The sequence below is a fragment of the Pseudomonas sp. BIGb0164 genome, from assembly GCF_024810135.1.
In the GTDB taxonomy this organism is placed as follows: Bacteria; Pseudomonadota; Gammaproteobacteria; order Pseudomonadales; family Pseudomonadaceae; genus Aquipseudomonas.
In genome coordinates, this window is record NZ_JANUEA010000004.1 from 207,886 (window position 1) to 228,266 (window position 20,381).

At 62.3% G+C, this 20,381-nt stretch carries 17 protein-coding genes and 1 riboswitch; of the genes, 6 read left to right on the plus strand and 11 right to left on the minus strand.

Going from position 1 to position 20,381, the window contains the following annotated elements; all coding sequences use genetic code 11:
- Positions 1-34 precede the first annotated feature (34 nt).
- The 7 genes from parC to M2394_RS12400 form a co-directional block, all read right to left on the minus strand.
- Positions 35-2,299, minus strand: a complete 2,265-nt coding sequence (parC, locus tag M2394_RS12370; protein ID WP_176997149.1) for a DNA topoisomerase IV subunit A — start codon at positions 2,297-2,299, stop codon at positions 35-37.
- Between the two features lie 70 nt (positions 2,300-2,369).
- Positions 2,370-3,365, minus strand: a complete 996-nt coding sequence (locus M2394_RS12375) for an esterase-like activity of phytase family protein (RefSeq protein ID WP_259172673.1) — start codon at positions 3,363-3,365, stop codon at positions 2,370-2,372.
- Positions 3,365-5,272, minus strand: a complete 1,908-nt coding sequence (gene parE / locus M2394_RS12380; protein ID WP_178918666.1) for a DNA topoisomerase IV subunit B — start codon at positions 5,270-5,272, stop codon at positions 3,365-3,367. Before parE ends, M2394_RS12375 begins: the two co-directional genes overlap by 1 nt.
- Before the next feature lie 45 nt (positions 5,273-5,317).
- Complete coding sequence (locus M2394_RS12385) at positions 5,318-5,926, minus strand: YqiA/YcfP family alpha/beta fold hydrolase (RefSeq protein WP_178918665.1); 609 nt, start codon at positions 5,924-5,926, stop codon at positions 5,318-5,320.
- Between the two features lie 204 nt (positions 5,927-6,130).
- The gene (cpdA, locus tag M2394_RS12390) at positions 6,131-6,946 is read right to left on the minus strand and encodes a 3',5'-cyclic-AMP phosphodiesterase (protein WP_259172674.1); all 816 of its coding nucleotides are present in this window, start codon (positions 6,944-6,946) and stop codon (positions 6,131-6,133) included.
- Positions 6,947-7,043: 97 nt separating this feature from the next.
- Positions 7,044-7,493 (minus strand): DUF1249 domain-containing protein, encoded by a 450-nt coding sequence (locus M2394_RS12395; RefSeq protein WP_176997154.1) that lies wholly within the window; start codon positions 7,491-7,493, stop codon positions 7,044-7,046.
- Complete coding sequence (locus M2394_RS12400) at positions 7,484-8,101, minus strand: NUDIX domain-containing protein (RefSeq protein WP_259172675.1); 618 nt, start codon at positions 8,099-8,101, stop codon at positions 7,484-7,486. Before M2394_RS12400 ends, M2394_RS12395 begins: the two co-directional genes overlap by 10 nt.
- A gap of 455 nt (positions 8,102-8,556) precedes the next feature.
- Here M2394_RS12400 and M2394_RS12405 point away from each other — a divergent pair, with 455 nt between their 5' ends.
- The gene (locus M2394_RS12405; RefSeq protein ID WP_259172676.1) at positions 8,557-9,303 is read left to right on the plus strand and encodes an RsiV family protein; all 747 of its coding nucleotides are present in this window, start codon (positions 8,557-8,559) and stop codon (positions 9,301-9,303) included.
- On the opposite strand, the gene cytX is transcribed toward M2394_RS12405, so the two are convergent.
- Both cytX and thiC read right to left on the minus strand, forming a co-directional pair.
- Entirely contained in the window at positions 9,272-10,561 is a 1,290-nt protein-coding gene (gene cytX, locus M2394_RS12410) for a putative hydroxymethylpyrimidine transporter CytX (protein ID WP_259172677.1), read from the minus strand. The genes M2394_RS12405 and cytX overlap by 32 nt on opposite strands.
- A gap of 144 nt (positions 10,562-10,705) precedes the next feature.
- Positions 10,706-12,595, minus strand: coding sequence for a phosphomethylpyrimidine synthase ThiC (gene thiC, locus M2394_RS12415; RefSeq protein WP_259172678.1), 1,890 nt, complete (start codon positions 12,593-12,595; stop codon positions 10,706-10,708).
- Positions 12,596-12,743: 148 nt separating this feature from the next.
- A riboswitch (TPP riboswitch) is annotated at positions 12,744-12,849 on the minus strand.
- Between the two features lie 196 nt (positions 12,850-13,045).
- On the opposite strand from thiC, the gene M2394_RS12420 reads away from it, so the two are divergent.
- A complete protein-coding gene (locus M2394_RS12420; RefSeq protein ID WP_176997159.1) occupies positions 13,046-14,485 on the plus strand; it encodes a TolC family outer membrane protein in 1,440 nt (479 codons plus the stop codon).
- Positions 14,486-14,592: 107 nt separating this feature from the next.
- Here the strand turns inward: M2394_RS12420 and waaA are convergent, their stop codons facing one another.
- Positions 14,593-15,870, minus strand: coding sequence for a lipid IV(A) 3-deoxy-D-manno-octulosonic acid transferase (gene waaA / locus M2394_RS12425; RefSeq protein ID WP_259172679.1), 1,278 nt, complete (start codon positions 15,868-15,870; stop codon positions 14,593-14,595).
- A gap of 23 nt (positions 15,871-15,893) precedes the next feature.
- Positions 15,894-16,784, minus strand: coding sequence for a LysR family transcriptional regulator (locus tag M2394_RS12430; RefSeq protein WP_178918658.1), 891 nt, complete (start codon positions 16,782-16,784; stop codon positions 15,894-15,896).
- A 100-nt stretch (positions 16,785-16,884) separates the two neighbouring features.
- Between M2394_RS12430 and M2394_RS12435 the strand changes: the two genes are divergently transcribed.
- The 4 genes from M2394_RS12435 to M2394_RS12450 all read left to right on the plus strand — a co-directional run bounded on the left by M2394_RS12435 (position 16,885) and on the right by M2394_RS12450 (position 20,276).
- The gene (locus tag M2394_RS12435) at positions 16,885-17,220 is read left to right on the plus strand and encodes a multidrug efflux SMR transporter (RefSeq protein WP_178918657.1); all 336 of its coding nucleotides are present in this window, start codon (positions 16,885-16,887) and stop codon (positions 17,218-17,220) included.
- Between the two features lie 70 nt (positions 17,221-17,290).
- A complete protein-coding gene (locus M2394_RS12440; RefSeq protein WP_259172680.1) occupies positions 17,291-18,466 on the plus strand; it encodes an FAD-binding oxidoreductase in 1,176 nt (391 codons plus the stop codon).
- Positions 18,463-19,275: an aldo/keto reductase gene (locus tag M2394_RS12445; RefSeq protein ID WP_178918655.1), complete on the plus strand. Its 813-nt coding sequence runs from the start codon at positions 18,463-18,465 to the stop codon at positions 19,273-19,275. Before M2394_RS12440 ends, M2394_RS12445 begins: the two co-directional genes overlap by 4 nt.
- Before the next feature lie 41 nt (positions 19,276-19,316).
- Positions 19,317-20,276, plus strand: coding sequence for a metal ABC transporter ATPase (locus M2394_RS12450; RefSeq protein ID WP_259172681.1), 960 nt, complete (start codon positions 19,317-19,319; stop codon positions 20,274-20,276).
- Positions 20,277-20,381 lie beyond the last annotated feature (105 nt).

Sequence of the window (20,381 nt, forward strand, 5' to 3'; positions counted from 1 at the left end):
GCGTTAAATCGTAGATCGGGGGCTCTAATCGGCGTTAAACCGGCGTTTCTACCAACAAAGCATCCACACGCTGGAAGCCACGCGGCAGTTTGTTACCACGCCGGCCGCGCTCGCCCTTGTAGTGCTCAAGGTCGTCGGGGCGCAGCGACAGCGTACGCTTGCCGGCTTGAAGCACCAGGGTAGCGCCTTCCGGGATCACCGCGATGTCGGTCACGTACTCTTCGCGACTGGCCACGCGCTCGCCCGGGATACCAATGATCTTGTTGCCTTTACCTTTGCCCAGTTGCGGCAGGTCGCTGATCTTGAAGACCAGCAAGCGGCCTTCGGTGGTCACCGACGCCAGCCAATTGCTATCACGGTCATCCACCGGACGCGGCAGGATCACCTTGGCGTTGTTCGGCAGGCTCAACAGTGCCTTGCCCGCCTTGTTCTTGGCCTGCAGGTCTTCGCCTTTCACGACAAAGCCATACCCGGCGTCGGAAGCGATCACATACAGCGCGTCATCGTCGGGCAGCAGCACACACTCGAAGTTTGCCCCCGGTGGCGGCGTGAGGCGCCCGGTAAGCGGCTCGCCCTGCCCCCGTGCGGATGGCAACGTATGGGCCGGCACCGAATAGCTGCGCCCGGTCGAGTCGATAAACACCGCAAACTGGTTGGAACGCCCGGCTGCGGCGGTCTTGAACCCATCGCCAGCCTTGTACGACAAGCCAGTGGCGTCAATATCATGCCCTTTGGCTGAACGAACCCAACCCTTTTCCGACAGAACGACGGTAATTTTCTCGTTTGGCAGCAGCTCGGTTTCTGTCAGAGCTTTCGCTTCAGCGCGCTGAACGATCGGCGAGCGACGGTCATCACCGTAGGTTTCGGCGTCTTTGATCAATTCGCTGCGCACCAGCTTCTTGAGCTTGGCTTCGCTGCCCAGCAGGGCCTGCAGCTTGGCTTGCTCCTTGAGCAGGGCATCCTGCTCGTCGCGCAGCTTCATTTCTTCCAGTCGTGCCAACTGGCGCAAGCGGGTGTCGAGGATGTAGTCGGCCTGGATCTCGCTCAGCTGGAACTCGGCGATCAGCTCGGCCTTCGGGTGTTCGGCCGTGCGGATGATGTGGATCACTCTGTCCAGGTTGAGATAGGCAATCAGCAAGCCGTCCAACAGGTGCAGGCGGCGCTCAACCTTGTCGAGGCGAAATTGCAGGCGGCGACGCACGGTCTGTATGCGGAACTCCAGCCACTCCACCAGCAGGTTGCGCAGGTTCTTGAGCTGCGGCTTGCCGTCCAGGCCAATGATGTTGACGTTGACCCGATAGCTGGACTCAAGGTCGGTGCTGGCAAACAGGTGCTGCATCAGCACTTCGTGGTCGACCCGGCTGTTGGTCGGGATGATCACGATGCGGCACGGATTCTCGTGGTCGGATTCGTCGCGCAAGTCGGCAACCTGCGGCAACTTCGACGGCTTGGCCTGCATCAGCGCGGCGATCTGTTCCAGCACCTTGGCACCGGACACCTGGTGCGGCAGCGCGGTGACGATGATGTCGCCGTCTTCGACGTGGTACACGGCGCGCATGCGCACCGAACCCTTGCCGGTTTCGTACATTTTCAGCAAGTCGGCGCGCGGCGTGATGATTTCCGCTTCAGTCGGGTAGTCCGGGCCCTGGATGTGCTCGCAGAGCTGTTCCACCGTGGCCTTGGGCTCATCGAGCAAGCGCACGCAGGCCGTGGCGACTTCCCGCAGGTTGTGCGGTGGCACGTCGGTGGCCATGCCCACGGCGATACCGGTGGTGCCATTGAGCAGGATATTCGGCAAACGTGCTGGCAACACCAGGGGTTCGTCGAGGGTACCGTCGAAGTTCGGGCCCCAGTCAGCGGTGCCCTGCCCCAATTCGCTCAGCAGCACTTCCGAATAACGCGAAAGTCGCGCTTCGGTGTACCGCATGGCGGCGAAAGACTTGGGATCATCCGGCGCACCCCAGTTGCCCTGGCCGTCCACCAGCGTGTACCGGTAGCTGAACGGCTGGGCCATCAGCACCATGGCTTCGTAGCAGGCGGAGTCGCCGTGGGGGTGGAACTTACCGAGCACGTCACCGACGGTACGCGCCGACTTCTTGTGCTTGGAATCGGCATCCAGGCCCAACTCACTCATGGCGTAGATGATGCGCCGTTGCACGGGCTTCAGGCCGTCGCCGATATGCGGCAAGGCACGGTCCATGATCACGTACATGGAGTAGTTGAGGTAGGCATTTTCGGTGAAGTCAGCCAGCGACCGGCGTTCTACGCCATCTAAGCTGTCTGCGAGGATGTCACTCATGCGGGCCTCATCATTTGGTAAGACGCAGCGAAAATGTCGCGACGTCGGGTCAATTCAAGAAAATTCACGTTCATGGCTGGGCACTCCAGCCACCGGCCGGGGCGGCAAAACGATAGACCACCGGGCGTTTTTCACCATCGGCGCGCGGGCCGAAGTTATTGTCGATGCCCAGCCAGGCACCGTCAGCATCCACCACCAACGCTTCGGCCAGGCCATACGGCTGGGCGTAGCGACGCTCGGGCGTCAGGGTTTCGTCGGCAAACGACCAGCACCGCTCAACCTTGGCGGTGACCGCATCGCGCCGGCAAATCTGGAACGCATTGCGCTCCAGGGTAAACAGCTTGCCGTTGAACAGCGCCAAGTCGGCAAAGTCCTTGGACACCGCCTTGGCGTTGGTGAACTGCGACGGCTGTACGTCCTGGCCAGCCTCGCTCAGCAACACGCAGGGCCCATCGCAGTCCCATACGCTTTGCGCACGCTTGATCGAGATCAGGCCGCGCCGCTCACGTTCGGCCGCCAACCAGAGTTGATTGCCTTCAGGATTGATCGCCAGGCCTTCAAACAACGCATTGAAGTGCAGCAACATGCCACTGGCCCGTGCCTCACGCACCATGCCCGGGGCGATCTTCAACCACTGCGGCTCACCGCTGACCGGCACTTGCAGCACCGCCGCATGGGCTTCGCTGACAATGTAGCGGTTGCCCGCCGCATCGCAGGTGATGCCTTCGAAATCCAGGTCGCCGCCACGAATGAACGAAGCGGCCTTCGTGCGCGAACGCAGGCCCCAGGGCAACCCGGACTCGGGCACCGGTGGCACGTCGATCTTTACGGTTTCGGCCTGCCAGGTCGGCGCGCTGATATCCAGGCGGTAGATCTGGTCGTCGTCACGATCGGAAACCGTCCACAGGTCCTTGCCACACAGGGCCAAGCCAGAGAGGTTGCCGCCGCGCATGCCGTCGACCGGGTGCTCGGACACCAGCTTCAGTTCTGCAACGGGCGCGGCAGCCACCTGGGTGGCCGCCAACCCGCTCAACATCAGGATCGCCAGGGCGAAACCTGTGCGCATCAGCCCAGAACCTCGGCCAGATTGCCCTTGGATTCCAGCCAGGACTTGCGGTCCGGCGCGCGTTTCTTCGCCAGCAGCATGTCCATCATTTCCGAGGTTTCGGCAAAGTCTTCGCCCAACGTCAACTGCACCAGGCGCCGGGTGTTCGGGTCCATGGTGGTTTCGCGCAGTTGCGGCGGGTTCATTTCACCCAGGCCTTTGAATCGCGTGACCTGCGGCTTGCCGCGTTTCTTCTCGGCCACCAGGCGGTCGAGGATGCCATCGCGTTCGGCTTCGTCCAGGGCGTAGAAAATCTCCTTGCCCAGGTCGATGCGGTACAGCGGTGGCATGGCGACATAGACGTGGCCAGCATCCACCAACGGACGGAAGTGCTGCACGAACAGTGCGCACAGCAGCGTGGCGATGTGCAGGCCGTCGGAGTCGGCGTCGGCGAGGATGCAGATCTTGCCGTAGCGCAGCTGGCTCATGTCCGCTGCGCCCGGGTCAACACCGATGGCCACAGCGATGTTGTGCACTTCCTGGCTGGCCAGGACTTCACTGCCATCGACTTCCCAGGTGTTGAGGATCTTGCCGCGCAACGGCAGGATCGCCTGGAACTCCTTGTCCCGCGCTTGCTTGGCGGAACCACCGGCGGAGTCACCCTCCACCAGGAACAGTTCGGAACGCATCGGGTCTTGCCCGGCGCAATCGGCCAGCTTGCCGGGCAGTGCCGGGCCCTGGGTGATGCGCTTGCGCTCGACCTTCTTGCTGGCTTTCAGGCGGCGGCCGGCGTTGTTGATCGCCAGCTCGGCCAGGGCCAGGCCCAGCTCAGGGTGCTCGTTGAGCCACAGGCTGAAGGCGTCCTTGACCACACCGGAGACAAACGCCGCCGCCTCACGGGACGACAGGCGCTCTTTGGTCTGGCCGGAGAATTGCGGCTCCTGCATCTTCATCGACAGCACGAACGCGATACGCTCCCACACGTCTTCCGGCGCCAGCTTCACGCCCCGTGGCAGCAGGCTGCGGTATTCGCAGAATTCGCGCATGGCATCCAGCAGGCCCTGGCGCAAACCGTTGACGTGAGTACCGCCCTGGGCCGTCGGGATCAGGTTGACGTAGCTTTCCTGCACGCTGTCGCCGCCCTCAGGCAACCACAGCAGCGCCCAGTCGACCGCTTCTTTATTACCGGCCAGGCTGCCGCAGAACGGCTCGTTGGGCAGGCGCTCGAACTCACTGACAGAGTCTTCGAGGTAAGAGCGCAGGCCGTCTTCGTAGTGCCACTCGACCTTTTCACCGGTGCCTTTGTCTTCAAAGGTCACCAGCAGGCCCGGGCACAACACAGCCTTGGCCTTGAGCACGTGCTTGAGGCGGCTGATGGAGAATTTTGGCGAATCGAAGTATTTCGGGTCCGGCGCGAAGTACACGCTGGTGCCGGTGTTGCGCTTGCCAACGGTGCCGATCACGGCCAGGTCGGTGGCTTTGTAGCCATCGGCGAAGGTCATCTCGTATTCGTTGCCGTCGCGCTTGACCCGCACCCGCACCAGTGTGGACAGGGCGTTGACCACCGAAATCCCCACACCGTGCAAGCCACCGGAGAACTGGTAGTTCTTGTTGGAGAACTTGCCACCTGCGTGGAGCTTGGTGAGGATCAGTTCGACGCCAGGCACACCCTCTTCCGGGTGGATGTCCACCGGCATGCCGCGACCATCGTCGGACACTTCCAAGGAATGGTCAGCGTGAAGAATGACATGCACCGACTTGGCGTGGCCCGCCAGGGCTTCGTCGACACTGTTGTCGATGACTTCCTGGGCAAGGTGGTTCGGCCGACTGGTGTCGGTGTACATGCCGGGGCGTTTGCGCACCGGGTCGAGGCCCGAGAGGACTTCGATGGCGTCGGCGTTATAGGAGCTAGCGCTGGGAGTGGCCATAGGGTCTCGTCGTGAGTCGTTCGATTAAAAAATGACCTGCGATTTTCAAAGAGCTGCGAAATCGAAGGATTGATAGTGATCAGGGCCAATGCCGGCAAAACTCAGCATTGCCGGTAACTGCCGGGCAAACCCCTGGTAACCATGATCGCCACCCGCCTGGATCCGCAAGGCACAGGCCCGGTAATACTGTTGGGCAAGGCGATAATCCAGGGTTTCATCCCCGGTCTGCAACCACACCTGATAACGCGCGGCATCCTGGGGCGCCGGCACTTCCAGCTCGGCCAGGGCCGTGACGTGGTCGTGGGTCAGTTCCCAGGTTTCATCGGTGTAGAGGTTCTTCTGGGTGCCCAGGTAACCGTCGAACATGCGATGCGGGCTGACGGCCGGGTTGACCAGCAGCGCCTTGAGGCCATGGCGTTCGGCAAGATGGGTTGCATAGTAGCCGCCGAGTGAGCTGCCGACCAGCAGTGGCCGCCCCAGTTCGGCAATCGCCGCTTCCAACTGGGGAATCGCCTGGCGTGGGTGGTGATGCAAAGCCGGCACACGCAGTTGGTCGGCCAGGCCGAGTGCGCCCATCACGGTAGTCAACTGAGTGGCCTTGTTGGACGCCGGCGCACTGTTGAAACCGTGGATATAGAGGATCGAAGCAGACATGCCGGGCTCTCCGTGCATCAGCCAAAGAGGCGCAGTTTACAGGGATCGGGGTGGTGTGTGAGGCCCTCAATCTTCAAGACACCGAAGATCCCATGTGGGAGCTGGCTTGCCTGCGATGGCGGTCTACCTGCCAATAAATGTGTGACTGACACACCGCTATCGCAGGCAAGCCAGCTCCCACATTTTGATCAGTGTTTTCAGCTTTTAATAACCGTTGCTGCCGTAATCCACGGTGAAGGCGAAGCCCTGGACCCGTTCAATGCCTGTCTCCAACCGTCCGTCGGGGTGCAGGCGCAGCCAGCGGTAACCCGGCGCCTGCTCGCTGACGTTGAAGTCCTCGCTGCCCGGCGCGAACTGGATACAGGTGGACGGCGAAGCCAGCAACCGCACGCCATTGCGCTGGCGGTCGATTTCCTGATGCACATGACCCCAGAGCACCGCCTTGACCTGCGGGAAGCGATCAAGCACGGCAAACAGCGCGTCAGGGTTGCGCAGGCCGATAGGCTCCATCCACGCGCTGCCGATCGGTACCGGATGGTGATGGAAGCACACCAGATGGTGCCTGTTCGGCGCCTCGCTCAAGGCCTGGGCGAGCAATTGCAATTGTTGGTCCTGCAGATAACCCGGCACCGAACCCGGCACGGCGGAGTCCAGCAGGGTGACGCGCCAGTTGCCGATGTCGACCACCGGCTCCAGCAAATCGCTGTGTATGGCGGCGTGCGCCATGATCTGCGGCTCGTCGTGGTTGCCCGGAATCCAGCGCGCCGGAGCGTCGATGGCCCGGGTCATCTCGCGAAACTGCTGGTACGACGCCAGCGTACCGTCCTGGGAAAGGTCGCCCGTGGCCAGTATCAGGTCGATCTGCGGCTGCTGCGCGCACACCAAGTCGATCACCCGCTGCAGGCTTTCGCGGGTGTTCATGCCCAGCAGCGTGCCGTCGGCCTCGGCAAACAGGTGGCTGTCGGACAGTTGCACCAGCAACGCCGAAGCGTCGGGGCTCACGGTGGATACGCTCGGCAAGGCGCTCTCCCTAGGCAATCACAGGAATGGACAGTTGGCGTGATTATGCTGGGCAGGACACAAAGGGGAAACCCAAGGAAGCGGACACAGTTCACATCTACCGCACGACTTCGAACTCGTGGCCCAGGGCCAGGCAGTGACTCAACCACTCGCCGAGGAACACATTGAGCTGTGCTTTCTCATCGGGCTGGTGCATGAACACGTTGGGGTAAGGATAGATGCTGCGAAAGCGTCGCGCATGTTCGGCGCTGATCACTTCGGCCATCCGCGCGTCGTGGTACACCTGCACTTCCAACTGCGGCACCGGCAGCCAGGGTAGGCTGTGCTCCTGGCGCACCCGCAGGGTGGTGGTGTACGGGCAGGTGAGCATGACCTCCAGGGTCAGCACGCCGAGCATCTGGTCGCCGTGGGTCACGGCAATGCGCCGCGCCTCAGGCGTGTGGCGCATGTCGGGAAGCAGGCGCATCAATCGCGCATAGTTGGCCTCGCAGGCCGCTTGCAGCCCCACCAGGTCAACTCGATAACGTTCCCGTGCCTTTACTGCCATAACCCCCTCACTTCCGCGCGATTAAGCGCAAGCCATTGCAGGGCGATGATGCTGGCTGCGTTGGAAATTCTGCCGTCGCGCACCGCTTGCAGGGCATCCTCGAACGCCCAAGTGGTGACGCGGATATCTTCAGCCTCTTCTTCCAATCCATGGACGCCACCTGCGCCTTTGCTGTCGCAACGGCCGAGGTACAGGTGGACAAACTCGGTACTGCCGCCGGGCGAAGGGAAATACTTGGTGATCGGCCACAACGCGGAGAACGTCAGCCCAGCTTCCTCCTCGGCTTCGCGGTGTGCAACCTCCTCCGGCTCTTCATCCTTATCGATCAGGCCGGCGACCATTTCCACCAGCCAGGGGTTGTCGGTACGGCCCATGGCGCCTACGCGAAACTGCTCGATCAACACCACTTCATCGCGCTGCGGGTCGTAAGGCAATACGCACACGGCGTCATGACGCACAAAGACCTCACGGTTGATCACCCGGCTCATGCCGCCGTCGAACTTCTCGTGACGCAGCTGCACGCGATCAAGCTTGTAGAAGCCCTGGTAGGCATTGTCACGCTGAACAATCTCGATCTTGCTCGGCGTCGATTTCGCAATGTCCGTCATATCCTTCCTCGTAGTGCCGGTGCAATGGGCGCCATCCTAACGCGCTCCCGCCCCTTGGTGCAGCCCCTTTCCAGTTGCCGGGATAGACGGCGGGCGTCAAACTCTGGGGGCATTCTCAATTAGTTTCCCCGTCGCGCCGGGCCTGCTGCTGTGCAGGGCAAGGCGCGAGAAGCGTAGTTTGGTTTTCCAAATAAGCTTCGAGCAACGCAGCCCTGCGCAGCAACAGGCCCGGCCCTTCGGGTTGTGCCTTAAAGCGGGCCATGCTGCGTTGCAGGCCTTGAAAAGGGAACACCATTCCCTGCGGCCTGCGCCTTGCCTGGCCCGCTTTAAGGCGACAACGCGACGGGGAAACTAATTGAGAACGCCCCCACTAATCAGCTTAGTGGCGAACTGACTGCTTTGTCGGTAGTCGAAGCTCCACAAATTTCGCTCTTATCGCTAGACGAAGGACTTCCATGTCGCTTTTGAAAATCGCCTCTGTGGCCTGTATCGCGCTGACCCTGGGCGCCTGCCAGAGCCTGTTCCAACCCAGCTACCTCAAGCCGCTGGACACCACGCCGGACGCCTCGGAACAGATCAAGCCCGGCTGCGACAGCCCGGATTGCCCGCTGGTGAACATTGATACCGTGCACTTCCCCACCGAGCCGCAACTGGACGCCCTGGTGGAACAGCGCCTGCTGCAGATGACCCGCACCACGCCGGGCGCCAGCGTGCCGCCCACCTTGAATGCCTACCGGGACAAGTTCCTGCGCGAGTCCGCCGACCGCAACAGCATGTACCTGCAAGCCAAGGTACGTGAGCAGCATGACGGACTGGTGATCATCGAAGTCTCCAGCTACCTGGACACTGGCGCCGCCCACGGCGAGCCCGGCCGTGGCTTCATCAACTATTCACGCATCCTGCACAAAGAGCTGAGCCTGACCGACATGTTGCTGCCGGGCCAGGAGCAGGCGTTCTGGAATACGGCCAAAGTCGCCCACAACAGCTGGCTGATCAACTCGCAGATGGACCGTGACCCGGAGTTCGTGAAGAACTGGCCGTTCCAGAAAACCCCGAACGTGGCGCTGACCAGCAACGGCGTGGTGCTCAAGTACAACGTGGCCACCATTGGCCCGTACGCGTTGGGGCTGATCGAAATGACCATCCCCTACGCGCGCCTCACCGGTGTACTCAAGCCTGAGCTGATGCCCGCACGCCACTGACGGCGCGGCCCAGCACCAATTGCAACAGCCCTGCCAGCACCAGTGCCGGCAGGGTCGCACCGACATCCGGATACAGATTGGCCAGCAGGTGGTAAGTCGCAATGCCACCCAACCAGGCCAGCAGCGACGGCCAACGCAGGCTGGCAACCACGCCCTCGCCACGACGGCGCAGGATGAAGTGATCCACCAGCACCACGCCGAACAGCGGCGCAAACACCGAGCCAATCAACAACAGGAAGTTCTGGTACTGCGCCAACGGCGCAAAGCAGGCGATCAGGGTGCAGATCACACCGATGGCCAAGGCCAGGTGCTCGACTTTCAAGCGCAACAAAATGCCGCTGGAGACTGCTGCAGAGTGAATGTCGGCAAAGGCGTTTTCCGACTCGTCCAACAGGATCAGCAACAGCGGAATCCCTAGGCCCGCACCGGCCAGCGCCAGCAACAGCGCATTCACTTCACCGCTTGGCGCAAACGCCAGTGTGTAGGCCACGCCCAGGCTCATCAGCCAGAAGTTACCGATAAAGAATCCCAGCGCAGTGCCGCCGAACACGCTTTTTGCGCGTTTGCCGAAGCGCGAGTAATCGGCGATCAACGGCAGCCACGACAGCGGCATGGCGATCGCGATATCAAACCCCACGGCAAACGGCATTGAGCCGTCACCGGATTTGGCCCAAAGCGCGGCAAGGTCGGCCTTGGCGAACAGGTTCCAGGTCAGCCACAGGCAGGCGGCGAGCAGCAGCCAGATGCCCCACTTGCGCAGGATCTGGCGTACGAACGTCAACGGGCCGCTCACGGCGAGCAAGGTCGCCAAGCCGCCGAAAAACAGCGCCCACAACAACGGACTGGCCAACAGGCTGCCGTCGCTGAAGGCACGGGCGCCCAGCAGGCTGGCGGCGTCGCGCATCACGATGATCTCGAACGAACCCCAGCCAACCAGTTGCAACAGGTTCAACAGCGCCGGCAGGCTGGCGCCTTTGGCACCGAGGCTGAGTTTGAGCGCGGCCATGGCGGACAGGCCAGTGTCGCTGCCGATCACGCCGACGGCGGCCAGCAACAGCACGCCCACCAGGGTGCCCAGGAAGATTGCCAGCAAGGAACCGGACAAACCCAGGCCCGGCGCCAGCAGCGCGCCGGTTTGCAAGACCATCAGGCCGATGCCGAGGGAGAACCACAGGGAGAACAGGTCGCGGGCGCCGAAGACGCGTTTGTCACTCGGCACTGCAATATCAGGAGAGTAAGTGCTGGGTTGAATGCTCAAGGGGGCTATCTCAGAGGGACATTTGTTGTTTGAAAGATTGCTTTCGCGGGCAAGCCCGCTCCCACATTTTGAGTTGTGAACACATTCAAATGTGGGAGCGGGCTTGCTCGCGAAGAGGCCCTTACAGGCGCCCGCGCTCCCGGATCAGACCTTCTTGTAGAGCTGGCTGCCTTCCTGCTTGAACCGCTCCGCCTGCTCGGCCAAGCCCTTGGCCACGTCCACGTCCACCGCCTCGATGCGTTGGTTGGCCGCGTACTCACGCACTTCCTGGGTGATTTTCATCGAGCAGAACTTCGGCCCGCACATCGAGCAGAAGTGTGCGACCTTGGCCGAATCCTTCGGCAGGGTTTCGTCGTGGTACGAACGCGCGGTGTCCGGGTCCAGGCCGAGGTTGAACTGGTCTTCCCAACGGAATTCGAAGCGCGCCTTGCTCAAGGCGTTGTCGCGGATCTGCGCGCCCGGGTGCCCCTTGGCCAAGTCCGCCGCGTGTGCAGCGATCTTGTAGGTGATGATCCCGGTCTTCACGTCATCCTTGTTCGGCAAGCCCAGGTGCTCCTTGGGCGTGACGTAGCACAGCATGGCGCAACCGAACCAGCCGATCATCGCCGCGCCAATCCCCGAGGTGATGTGGTCGTAGCCCGGCGCAATGTCGGTGGTCAGCGGGCCTAGGGTGTAGAACGGCGCCTCGTCACAGCATTCCAGCTGCTTGTCCATGTTCTCCTTGATCAACTGCATCGGCACGTGGCCAGGGCCTTCGATCATGGTTTGCACGTCGTGCTTCCAGGCGGTCTTGGTCAGCTCGCCGAGGGTTTCCAGCTCGCCGAATTGCGCGGCGTCGTTGGCGTCGGCAATCGAGCCCGGGCGCAGGCCATCGCCAAGGGAGAAGCTGACGTCGTAGGCCTTCATGATTTCGCAGATTTCGTCGAAATGCGTGTAGGTGAAGTTCTCTTTGTGGTGCGCCAGGCACCATTTGGCCATGATCGAGCCGCCACGGGACACGATGCCAGTGACACGCTTGGCGGTCAGCGGCACATAGCGCAGCAGCACACCGGCGTGGATGGTGAAGTAGTCGACGCCCTGCTCGGCCTGTTCGATCAGGGTGTCGCGGAACAGCTCCCAGGTCAGGTCTTCGGCGGCGCCGCCGACTTTTTCCAGGGCCTGGTAGATCGGCACCGTGCCGATCGGCACCGGCGAGTTGCGGATGATCCACTCGCGGGTTTCATGGATGTGCTTGCCGGTGGACAAGTCCATCACGGTGTCCGAGCCCCAGCGGATGCCCCAGGTCAGTTTCGCCACTTCTTCTTCGATGGACGAACCCAGGGCGCTGTTACCGATGTTGCCGTTGATCTTCACCAGGAAGTTACGGCCGATGATCATCGGTTCCAGTTCGGTGTGGTTGATGTTGGCCGGGATGATTGCGCGACCACGGGCGATTTCTTCGCGCACGAATTCAGGGGTGATGATCTTCGGCACACTGGCGCCGAAGCTGTGGCCGGCGTGCTGCTGGTCGAGCAGGCCGGTGGCGCGGGCTTCTTCGAGCTTCATGTTTTCGCGGATGGCGACGTATTCCATCTCGGCGGTGATGATGCCTTTGCGCGCGTAGTGCATCTGCGTGACGTTGGCACCGGCCTTGGCGCGGCGCGGGTTTTTCACGTGGGCGAAGCGCAGGGCGGTCAGCTCGGCGTCGCTCAGGCGCTGTTGGCCGAAGTGCGAAGTGAGACCTGGCAGGCGCTCGGTGTCGTTGCGCACTTCGATCCACGGCGAGCGCACATCGGCCAGGCCTTTACGCACATCGATGATCACATTGGGGTCGGTGTAGGGGCCGGAGGTGTCGTACACAGTGACAGGGGCGTTGATTTCACCGCCGAAATCGGTGGGGGTCACGTCCAGGCTGATTTCGCGCATCGGCACGCGAATGTCCGGGCGGGTGCCTTGTACGTAGATTTTTTGCGAGCGGGTAAACGGCTGCACGGAGCCGGAGTCGACCTTGGCCGATTCACTCAGGTGCACGGTATTTTTTAGTTTTGTCGTCATCACAGGCTCTCCAACTATCCAGGCGGTGGATTTTTGTCGGAGCGAACCTGGGACGGATGGACGCACTGAAACCAGTGCTGTGCTTGGCGCACGAGGGCTGCTCTATAAATGAACAGCATCCCGGACGAAGCACAAGAGGACTCGCCGGGTGACGAGAAATCTTGTTCCCTACGCAGGCGCTAACCTGATCAGGTTCAACGGGATCCGGTATTTACCGATCTCAGCCTTCCAACAAGGCACCCCGACAAGAACGCGGCCAGTCTAGACCATGCCGAGGGCAAATTGCCAATGGCGGTGCATTCAGCGTGATGAATGGCGTGATTGCAGGATTGTTGTGCCGTGATCCGGCCACTACACTCGGGAGCTGCCCCAAGGCTTGACGCCAGGAATGGCCAGCCTTAGCCTTGGGCGCTAAATTATCGCCGTAATATTCACTCTAGGGATCGCCTCATGCTGCGCAAACTCTCACTGGCTCTCGCCGTGTCTTGTGCGACCAACGGAATGGTCTGGGCAGCAGAAGCGCCCTTGTCCGCCAAGACCGACTTGGTCAGCGTCTACCAGGAGGCGGTAAACAACAACGCCGACCTGGCCGCTGCCCGCGCCCAATACGGCGCGCAGAAAGAAGTGGTGCCCCAGGCCCGCGCCGGGTTGCTGCCGAACCTGTCGGCCGGCGCCGACAGCAACAACGTGCGCACCCAGATCGACCAGCCCGCCGCCACCGTCAACCGTGATGCGCACTCCTGGCGGGCCACCCTCAGCCAGCCGCTGTTTCGTGCCGATCGCTGGTTCCAGCTGCAGGCTGCCGAAGCCGTCAACGAGCAGGCCTCGCTGCAACTTTCGGCCACTGAGCAGAACCTGATCCTGCAAAGCGCGGAAAACTACTTCGCTGTACTGCGTGCCCAGGACAACCTGGCTTCGACCAAGGCCGAAGAAAACGCCTTCAAGCGCCAACTCGATCAGTCCAACGAACGCTTCGATGTCGGCCTGTCGGACAAGACCGACGTGCTGCAATCCCAAGCCAGCTACGACACGGCGCGCGCCAACCGCATCGTCGCCCAGCGCCAGGTGGATGACGCCTTCGAGGCGCTGATCACCCTGACCAATCGCCAGTACAACTCGATCCAGGGCATTGTTCACACGCTGCCGGTGCTGCCACCAGCACCGAACGACGCCAAGGCCTGGGTTGAAACGGCCGGCCGCCAGAACCTGAACCTGCTCGCCAGTAACTACGCGGTGACCGCCGCCGAAGAAACCCTCAAGCAGCGCAAGGCCGGTCACGCTCCGACCCTAGACGCCGTGGCGCAATATGAAAAAGGTGACAACGATGCGTTGGGCTTCAGCAACCCGAACCAGTTGCCGGTGCCCTACGGGGGCGATGTGTCCCAGCGCACTATCGGCCTGCGCTTGAACATCCCGATCTACAGCGGCGGCCTGACCAGCTCGCAAGTGCGTGAATCCTATTCGCGCCTGGACCAGACCGAACAGCAACGTGAAGGCCTGCGCCGCCAGGTGGTGGAAAACACGCGCAACCTGCACCGAGCAGTGAACACCGACGTGGAACAGGTACAGGCACGCCGCCAGTCGATCATCTCGAACCAGAGCGCGGTGGAAGCCACGGAGATCGGTTACCAGGTGGGTACGCGCAACATCGTCGACGTACTGGACTCACAGCGCCAGCTCTACTCGTCGGTGCGCAACTACAACAACAGCCGCTACGACTACATCCTCGACAACCTGCGCCTGAAGCAGGCCGCGGGCACCTTGAACCCGGGGGATCTGCAGGACCTGACGCGCTACCTCAAGGCTGACTACAACCCGGACAAGGACTTCCTGCCGCCCGACTTGGCCAAAGCCGCGGCCGAGCAGCTCAAGGCCCGCCCGGGTAATTAAGCCCACCACAAAACCAGTGTGGGAGCTGGCTTGCCTGCGATGCAGACACCTCGGTGCAACTGAAGTACCGAGGTGATGCAATCGCAGGCAAGCCAGCTCCCACAGCGTTATCGGTTGATCAAACGATCGAGGCCATCCAGCAAGCGCTTTAACGCGCCCTGGTTGGCCTGCATCACGGCCAAACCCGCCTGCCCCATCTTGCGCGCATCCTGCGGCAGCTCGAACAATTGGCGCACCGCCTCGGCCAAACCTTGCGCGTCATCCACCTCACGCAACGCCCCCGCTTCGCGCATCATCGCGGTGATTTCGAGGAAGTTGAACACCTGCGGCCCCATGATCACCGGCAGCGCCAGCGCTGCAGGTTCCAACGGGTTGTGGCCGCCGGTGGGCACCAGGCTGCCGCCGACAAAGGCGCTGTCGGCCAGCGCATACAAAAACAGCAACTCGCCCATGGTGTCGCCGAGCAACACCGAAGTCTGCGGCGTGACCGGCTCGCCACTGGAGCGGCGCACCGTGGCAAACCCTTGCTGCTGGCACAGCTCGAACATCGGGCCGAAACGTTCCTGATGACGCGGCACCAGAATCAGCAGCGCGTTCGGGTAGCTGTCGAGCAACTGGCGATGGGCTGCCAGCACCACCTCGTCTTCACCTTCGTGGGTGCTGGCGGCGATCCACACCGGGCGCTCGCTGGCGCCCCACTGTTCGCGCAACGCGGCGGCACGCACCGGCAACTGCGGGTCAACGGTCAGGTCAAACTTGATCGAACCGGTCACCTCGACGGTTTCCGGGCGGGCGCCAAGGCTCAGGAAACGCCGGGCTTCGGTGTGCGTCTGCACCGCCAGCAAACTCATCTCGGCCAGCATCGGCGCGGTCAGCTTGGCAAAACGGCCATAGCCCTTGGCCGAGCGCGCCGACAAACGCGCATTGGCCAGCGCCACCGGAATTCCGCGCTGGGCACAGGCGTGAATGTGGTTGGGCCACAGTTCGGTTTCCACGATTACCGCCAGTTTCGGCTGCACACGATCAAGGAAACGCTTGGCCGCACAGGGCACGTCATAGGGCAGGTAGCAGTGCTGGATGCGCGGTTCATGGGCAAACATCGCCTGGATGCGCTCGGAGCCGGTCGGCGTCATGCACGTGACCGTGATCGGCAACGTGGGATGGCGCTGCAGCAACTCGCGCACCATCGGCGCAGCGGCGATGCTCTCGCCCACCGACACCGCGTGCACCCAGATCCCGCCCGGCTGCATCACCGGCAAGCCGTAGGAAAACCGCTCGCCGACGCGCTTGGCGTAGGCCGGCGCCTTGCGCGCACGCAGCCACAGACGTAAAGCCACCAACGGCAGCGCCAGGTAAAACAGACAGCTGTAGAGAGTTCTATTCATGGCGGCGGAGTTTATCGGCTTTTTCAGTCAATCGCCTGCAAGCACTCAGCAAAACGTTTGGCCAGGAAGCGCGCAGCGGGGCCCAGGTGCTCATCGCGGCGCCACACCAGCTCCACCACCAGGGCCGGCGGCGTCCATTCGCTATCCAGCTCGACCATCTGTTGCTGGTAAGTCGGGTACTGCACGATATGTCGGGGCAGCCAGGCCCAGCCCAGGCCGCTCATCAACCATTCGGCCAGTACGTAGAAGCTGTCGGCGCGCCACACCAGAGGGCTCGCGGCCTCACTGCCGGGGTAGACGCTGGTCTGGGTCGACATCAGCAACTGGCGAAATTGCGCCAGGCGTTGGCAATCCACGTAGGTCTCTTTCGCCAGTGGGTGATTCACGCCACAGACCGTGACCATTTCCACACTGCCCACCACCCGCCGCTCAAGGGCCTCGGGGATCTGGTCGTGATAGAACAACAGGCCCAGGTCAGCCTTGCGCTCCACCAATTTGCGCGCCACGTCACCCTGGGCAGCGCTGGACAGTTGCACTTCCAAATGCGGGTACTGCCCGGCCAACGCTTCGAGGCTATCGAGTACCGGCTGGAACAACATGGCTTCGTCCTGGGCCAGGCGCAGCAAGGCTTCCTCGCCACGCGTCAACGACAATGCCCGACCATTCAGGCGTTCACATTGGCGCAACACTTCGCGTGCCTCCTCCAGCAACACGCTACCGGCCTCGGTCAACGTGGGCTGGCGCCCGCTGCTGCGCTCAAACAGGGTCAGCCCCAAGTCCGCTTCCAGCAAGGCAATCGCGTTGCTCACCGCCGACTGCGCCTTGCGCTGACCACGCGCCACGGCCGAAAACGAACGCTGCTCGGCGACGCTGACAAACAGGCGCATCTGGTCCAGGTTCCATTGCACACTCATGGCTCAACCCATCTTTAATTCGGATAGGTAATGACTTTACCCCATCCGTCGAACCCCTAAAATGCCAACCCTGTAGAAACCCACTCCGAGGATTACCACCATGAATGCCGCCTACGTCTATCTGGCCATTGCCATCTGCTCGGAAGTGATCGCGACCGTTTCGATGAAAGCCATCAAGGGGTGGAGCACTCCCATTCCCCTGTTGCTGGTCATCGTCGGTTATGGCGTGGCGTTCTGGATGCTGACGCTGGTGGTGCGCACTGTACCGGTGGGCGTGGCCTACGCGGTCTGGGCGGGGATGGGGATCGTGATGGTCAGTGTCGCGGCGCTGTTCATCTATGGGCAGAAACTCGATACGCCGGCGATCATGGGCATGGGCCTGATCGTACTGGGCGTGGTGGTGATCCAGCTATTCTCGAAAACTGCCGGGCACTGATACCCGTCGGGCGCCCACCCATTTCGATCCCTGTATACTGCGCCTCTTGTCTTGAACACTGAGGTCGCCCATGCCATCCGTTATTTCCACCGACGTTCTGATTGTCGGCGCCGGGGTTGCCGGCCTCTGGCTGAATGCGCGCCTGCGCCGCCAGGGGTTTTCCACGGTGGTGGTGGAAAGCGCTACTTTGGGTGGCGGGCAAAGCGTGAAGTCCCAGGGGATCATCCACGGCGGTGCGAAATACGCCCTGCACGGCGCCCTCACCGGCGCGTCCGAAGCCATCGCCGATATGCCGCGCCGCTGGCGCGAAGCCCTGGCGGGCAAGGGTGAGCTGGACCTGAGCGGCGTGCGCTTGCTCTCCGAAGCCCATTACCTGTGGTCCCCTGGTACCCTCGCCGGCAACCTCACCAGTTTCTTCGCCAGCAAGGCCGTGCGTGGCCGCGTCGACCAGGTCAAGGGCGACGACCTGCCCCCGGCCCTGCAGGACCGCCGTTTCAAGGGCAAGGTCTATCGCCTGGCGGAACTGGTCATCGACGTGCCCAGCCTGATCGACCGCCTGGCGCACCTGGCCGGTGACGGCTTGCTCGCCGGCCAGCAAATCGAACCACTGCTCGAAGACGACACGCTGGTGGGCCTGAAGGTGGATGGCCGCGAGATCCGCGCCCAGCGCATCGTACTGAGTGCCGGTGCCGGCACGGCAGAGCTGTTGACGGCCCTGGGTTTGAGCCAACCGGCCATGCAGACGCGCCCGCTGCACATGATCATCGCCAAGGGCCCCGGCCTGAAACCGCTGTACGCCCACTGCCTGGGTGGCGGCACCAAGCCGCGCATCACCGTCACCACCCACCCGGCCGCCGACGGCAACTGGGTGTGGTACATGGGCGGCGATATTGCCGAGGCTGACGGCGTAGCGCGCACGCCAGAAGAACAAATCGCCACTGCGCAAAAAGAGCTGGCGCAGTTGCTGCCCTGGATCGACATGAGCCAGACACAATGGGCCACCTTGCGCGTCGACCGCGCCGAACCCCTGCAATCGGGCCTCACCCGCCCCGACAACGCCTTCCTCGCTGAGCAGGGCCGCCTGTTGGTGGGCTGGCCAACCAAGCTGGCCCTGGCGCCGGACTTTGCCGACCGAGTGATCAGCAGCCTGGAACGCGACGGCATCCACCCAGCCACGCGTGAGCCCCTGCCCGAATTGCCAAAACCCGCCATCGGCGTACCTGCCTGGGAGCAACTGCTGCCATGACCCTGCCAACCTTGCACGATCTGCATCGCCCCCTGGGCAGCACTGGCCTGCTGGTATCGCCCCTGGGCCTGGGCACCGTGAAGCTGGGCCGTGACCAAGGGGTGAAATACCCCAGCGGCTTCCAGATACCGGGCGACGACGAGGCGCGGATGCTGCTGCGCCAGGCCCGCGAATTGGGCATCAACCTGATCGACACCGCGCCGGCTTATGGCCGCAGCGAAGAACGCCTGGGGCCGCTGCTGCGCGACCAGCGCAAGGACTGGGTGATCGTCAGCAAGGTCGGCGAAGAGTTCGAAGAGGGGCTGTCCAGCCACGACTTCAGCGAGGCCCATACCCGGATGTCGATCGAGCGCAGCTTGAAACGGCTTGAAACTGATTTTATCGACCTGGTGCTGGTGCATTCCGACGGCAATGACATGCACATCCTCAACGAGTGTGAGGTTTACCCGACCCTCGAGGCGCTGAAAAAGGAAGGCAAGATCCGTGGTTTCGGCTTTTCCGGCAAAACTGTTGAAGGCGGCGTAAAGGCTCTGGAACGCGGTGATTGCGCAATGGTCACCTACAATTTGAACGAACAAGCCGAGAAAGCCGTCATTGATTATGCAGCCGCCCACGGCAAAGGCATCCTGGTGAAAAAGGCCTTGGCCAGTGGCCACGTTTGCCTGGAGCCAGGAATGGATCCAATTCGAGCCAGTTTCATGTTGTTGTTTGCGCAAACGGGCGTCGCCAGTGCTATTGTCGGGACCATTAACCCGCTGCACCTGGCCCATAACGTGGCGACCGCTGCCCAGGTCATTCGTCAACTCTGATGCCGCCCACGCGGCCGACCCCGTCGCAAGAAGGAGCCGACATGCCGCGAACGCTCATAAGAAAAAACCCCAGCAATTTCAAAACACTGCCGCTGCACGTCGAAGCCACCCCCGAAGGCCTGAGCTACCAGAGCGTGGGCATGCCGCTCAACTTTGCCCAGACCCTGCAACGGCGCAAGCCGGTAGAAGTGGCAGACCCCGAGCGATTCGCCCTGGAGCTGGCCAACCTGGGGGTGTCGGTACGCCTGACCCTGCACTGGCAAAACAAGGATTACTGGGTGCTGGTGCGCCAGCGCCGCCAAGACCGTGGTGACGTGGTGCTCAAGCTGATCTCCGGCTACGTCCCCGCCCACGAACTGAACCTGCCGCTGCACACCGCCATCCAGGAAATCGCCGAGGAGTGCTTGCTGGAAACCCCGGAAGGCTGGCTCGGAGGACGTTTCAACGACACCTGGCTGCCCGCGCCCTACTCCGCTGCACTGCATTACCGTGAAGCCCTGCCGTTTCGCCTGAGCCCCTTGTCGGGTGCAGCACGACCGGTGCGTTGCGCCACCACCCAGCTTATCGAACGGCCGCGAGCCTACGTGCACTTGCCCACGGCGTCGCTGCAGTTGATCTACGACCTGCGCCTGGAAGTGCCCAAGGAAGCCAAATCCTTGAGCCTGTTCCATGTGGATGAACGCCTGGAAGGCGACCAACTGGTGGCCCGCCTGGACCGCCAGCGTCCGGACCTGTACCTGATGCCCTTGAAGGACGGCCAGCCCCTGGCCGAGCTGTACACCGTCAAGAAAGACCAACTCTACCCAGCGAGCACGCGAGGCCTATACCTGGCGGAAAGCTTCGCCCAGCAGGAGGGTTGGTTGGTGCGTGATGAGCGGATTCGCTGGAAGGATTGGCTCAGGCAGCAAGGCCTGGCAGAGCCGGAGAAAGAGTCGAAGCTCAAGCGCCTGGCGCAGCGCGTGTTGCGCAAGATCGTGCCGAAGAAAAAAGCCAAGACCTGACGCAAAACCACTGTGGGAGCTGGCTTATGTGGGAGCTGGCTTGCCTGCGATGGCATCACCTCGATCTAACTGAGGACCGAGCTGCCTGTATCGCAGGCAAGCCAG

Excerpts from the sequence above, each read along its gene's own strand:
- waaA (WP_259172679.1), bottom strand. The coding sequence starts at position 15,870 with ATGAATAGAACTCTCTACAGCTGTCTGTTTTACCTGGCGCTGCCGTTG.
- M2394_RS12450 (WP_259172681.1), top strand. The coding sequence starts at position 19,317 with ATGCCGCGAACGCTCATAAGAAAAAACCCCAGCAATTTCAAAACACTG.
- M2394_RS12430 (WP_178918658.1), bottom strand. The coding sequence starts at position 16,784 with ATGAGTGTGCAATGGAACCTGGACCAGATGCGCCTGTTTGTCAGCGTC.
- M2394_RS12440 (WP_259172680.1), top strand. The coding sequence starts at position 17,291 with ATGCCATCCGTTATTTCCACCGACGTTCTGATTGTCGGCGCCGGGGTT.
- M2394_RS12445 (WP_178918655.1), top strand. The coding sequence starts at position 18,463 with ATGACCCTGCCAACCTTGCACGATCTGCATCGCCCCCTGGGCAGCACT.
- parE (WP_178918666.1), bottom strand. The coding sequence starts at position 5,272 with ATGGCCACTCCCAGCGCTAGCTCCTATAACGCCGACGCCATCGAAGTC.
- parC (WP_176997149.1), bottom strand. The coding sequence starts at position 2,299 with ATGAGTGACATCCTCGCAGACAGCTTAGATGGCGTAGAACGCCGGTCG.
- M2394_RS12395 (WP_176997154.1), bottom strand. The coding sequence starts at position 7,493 with ATGGCAGTAAAGGCACGGGAACGTTATCGAGTTGACCTGGTGGGGCTG.
- M2394_RS12405 (WP_259172676.1), top strand. The coding sequence starts at position 8,557 with ATGTCGCTTTTGAAAATCGCCTCTGTGGCCTGTATCGCGCTGACCCTG.
- thiC (WP_259172678.1), bottom strand. The coding sequence starts at position 12,595 with ATGACGACAAAACTAAAAAATACCGTGCACCTGAGTGAATCGGCCAAG.
- M2394_RS12375 (WP_259172673.1), bottom strand. The coding sequence starts at position 3,365 with ATGCGCACAGGTTTCGCCCTGGCGATCCTGATGTTGAGCGGGTTGGCG.
- M2394_RS12420 (WP_176997159.1), top strand. The coding sequence starts at position 13,046 with ATGCTGCGCAAACTCTCACTGGCTCTCGCCGTGTCTTGTGCGACCAAC.
- M2394_RS12385 (WP_178918665.1), bottom strand. The coding sequence starts at position 5,926 with ATGTCTGCTTCGATCCTCTATATCCACGGTTTCAACAGTGCGCCGGCG.
- M2394_RS12400 (WP_259172675.1), bottom strand. The coding sequence starts at position 8,101 with ATGACGGACATTGCGAAATCGACGCCGAGCAAGATCGAGATTGTTCAG.
- M2394_RS12435 (WP_178918657.1), top strand. The coding sequence starts at position 16,885 with ATGAATGCCGCCTACGTCTATCTGGCCATTGCCATCTGCTCGGAAGTG.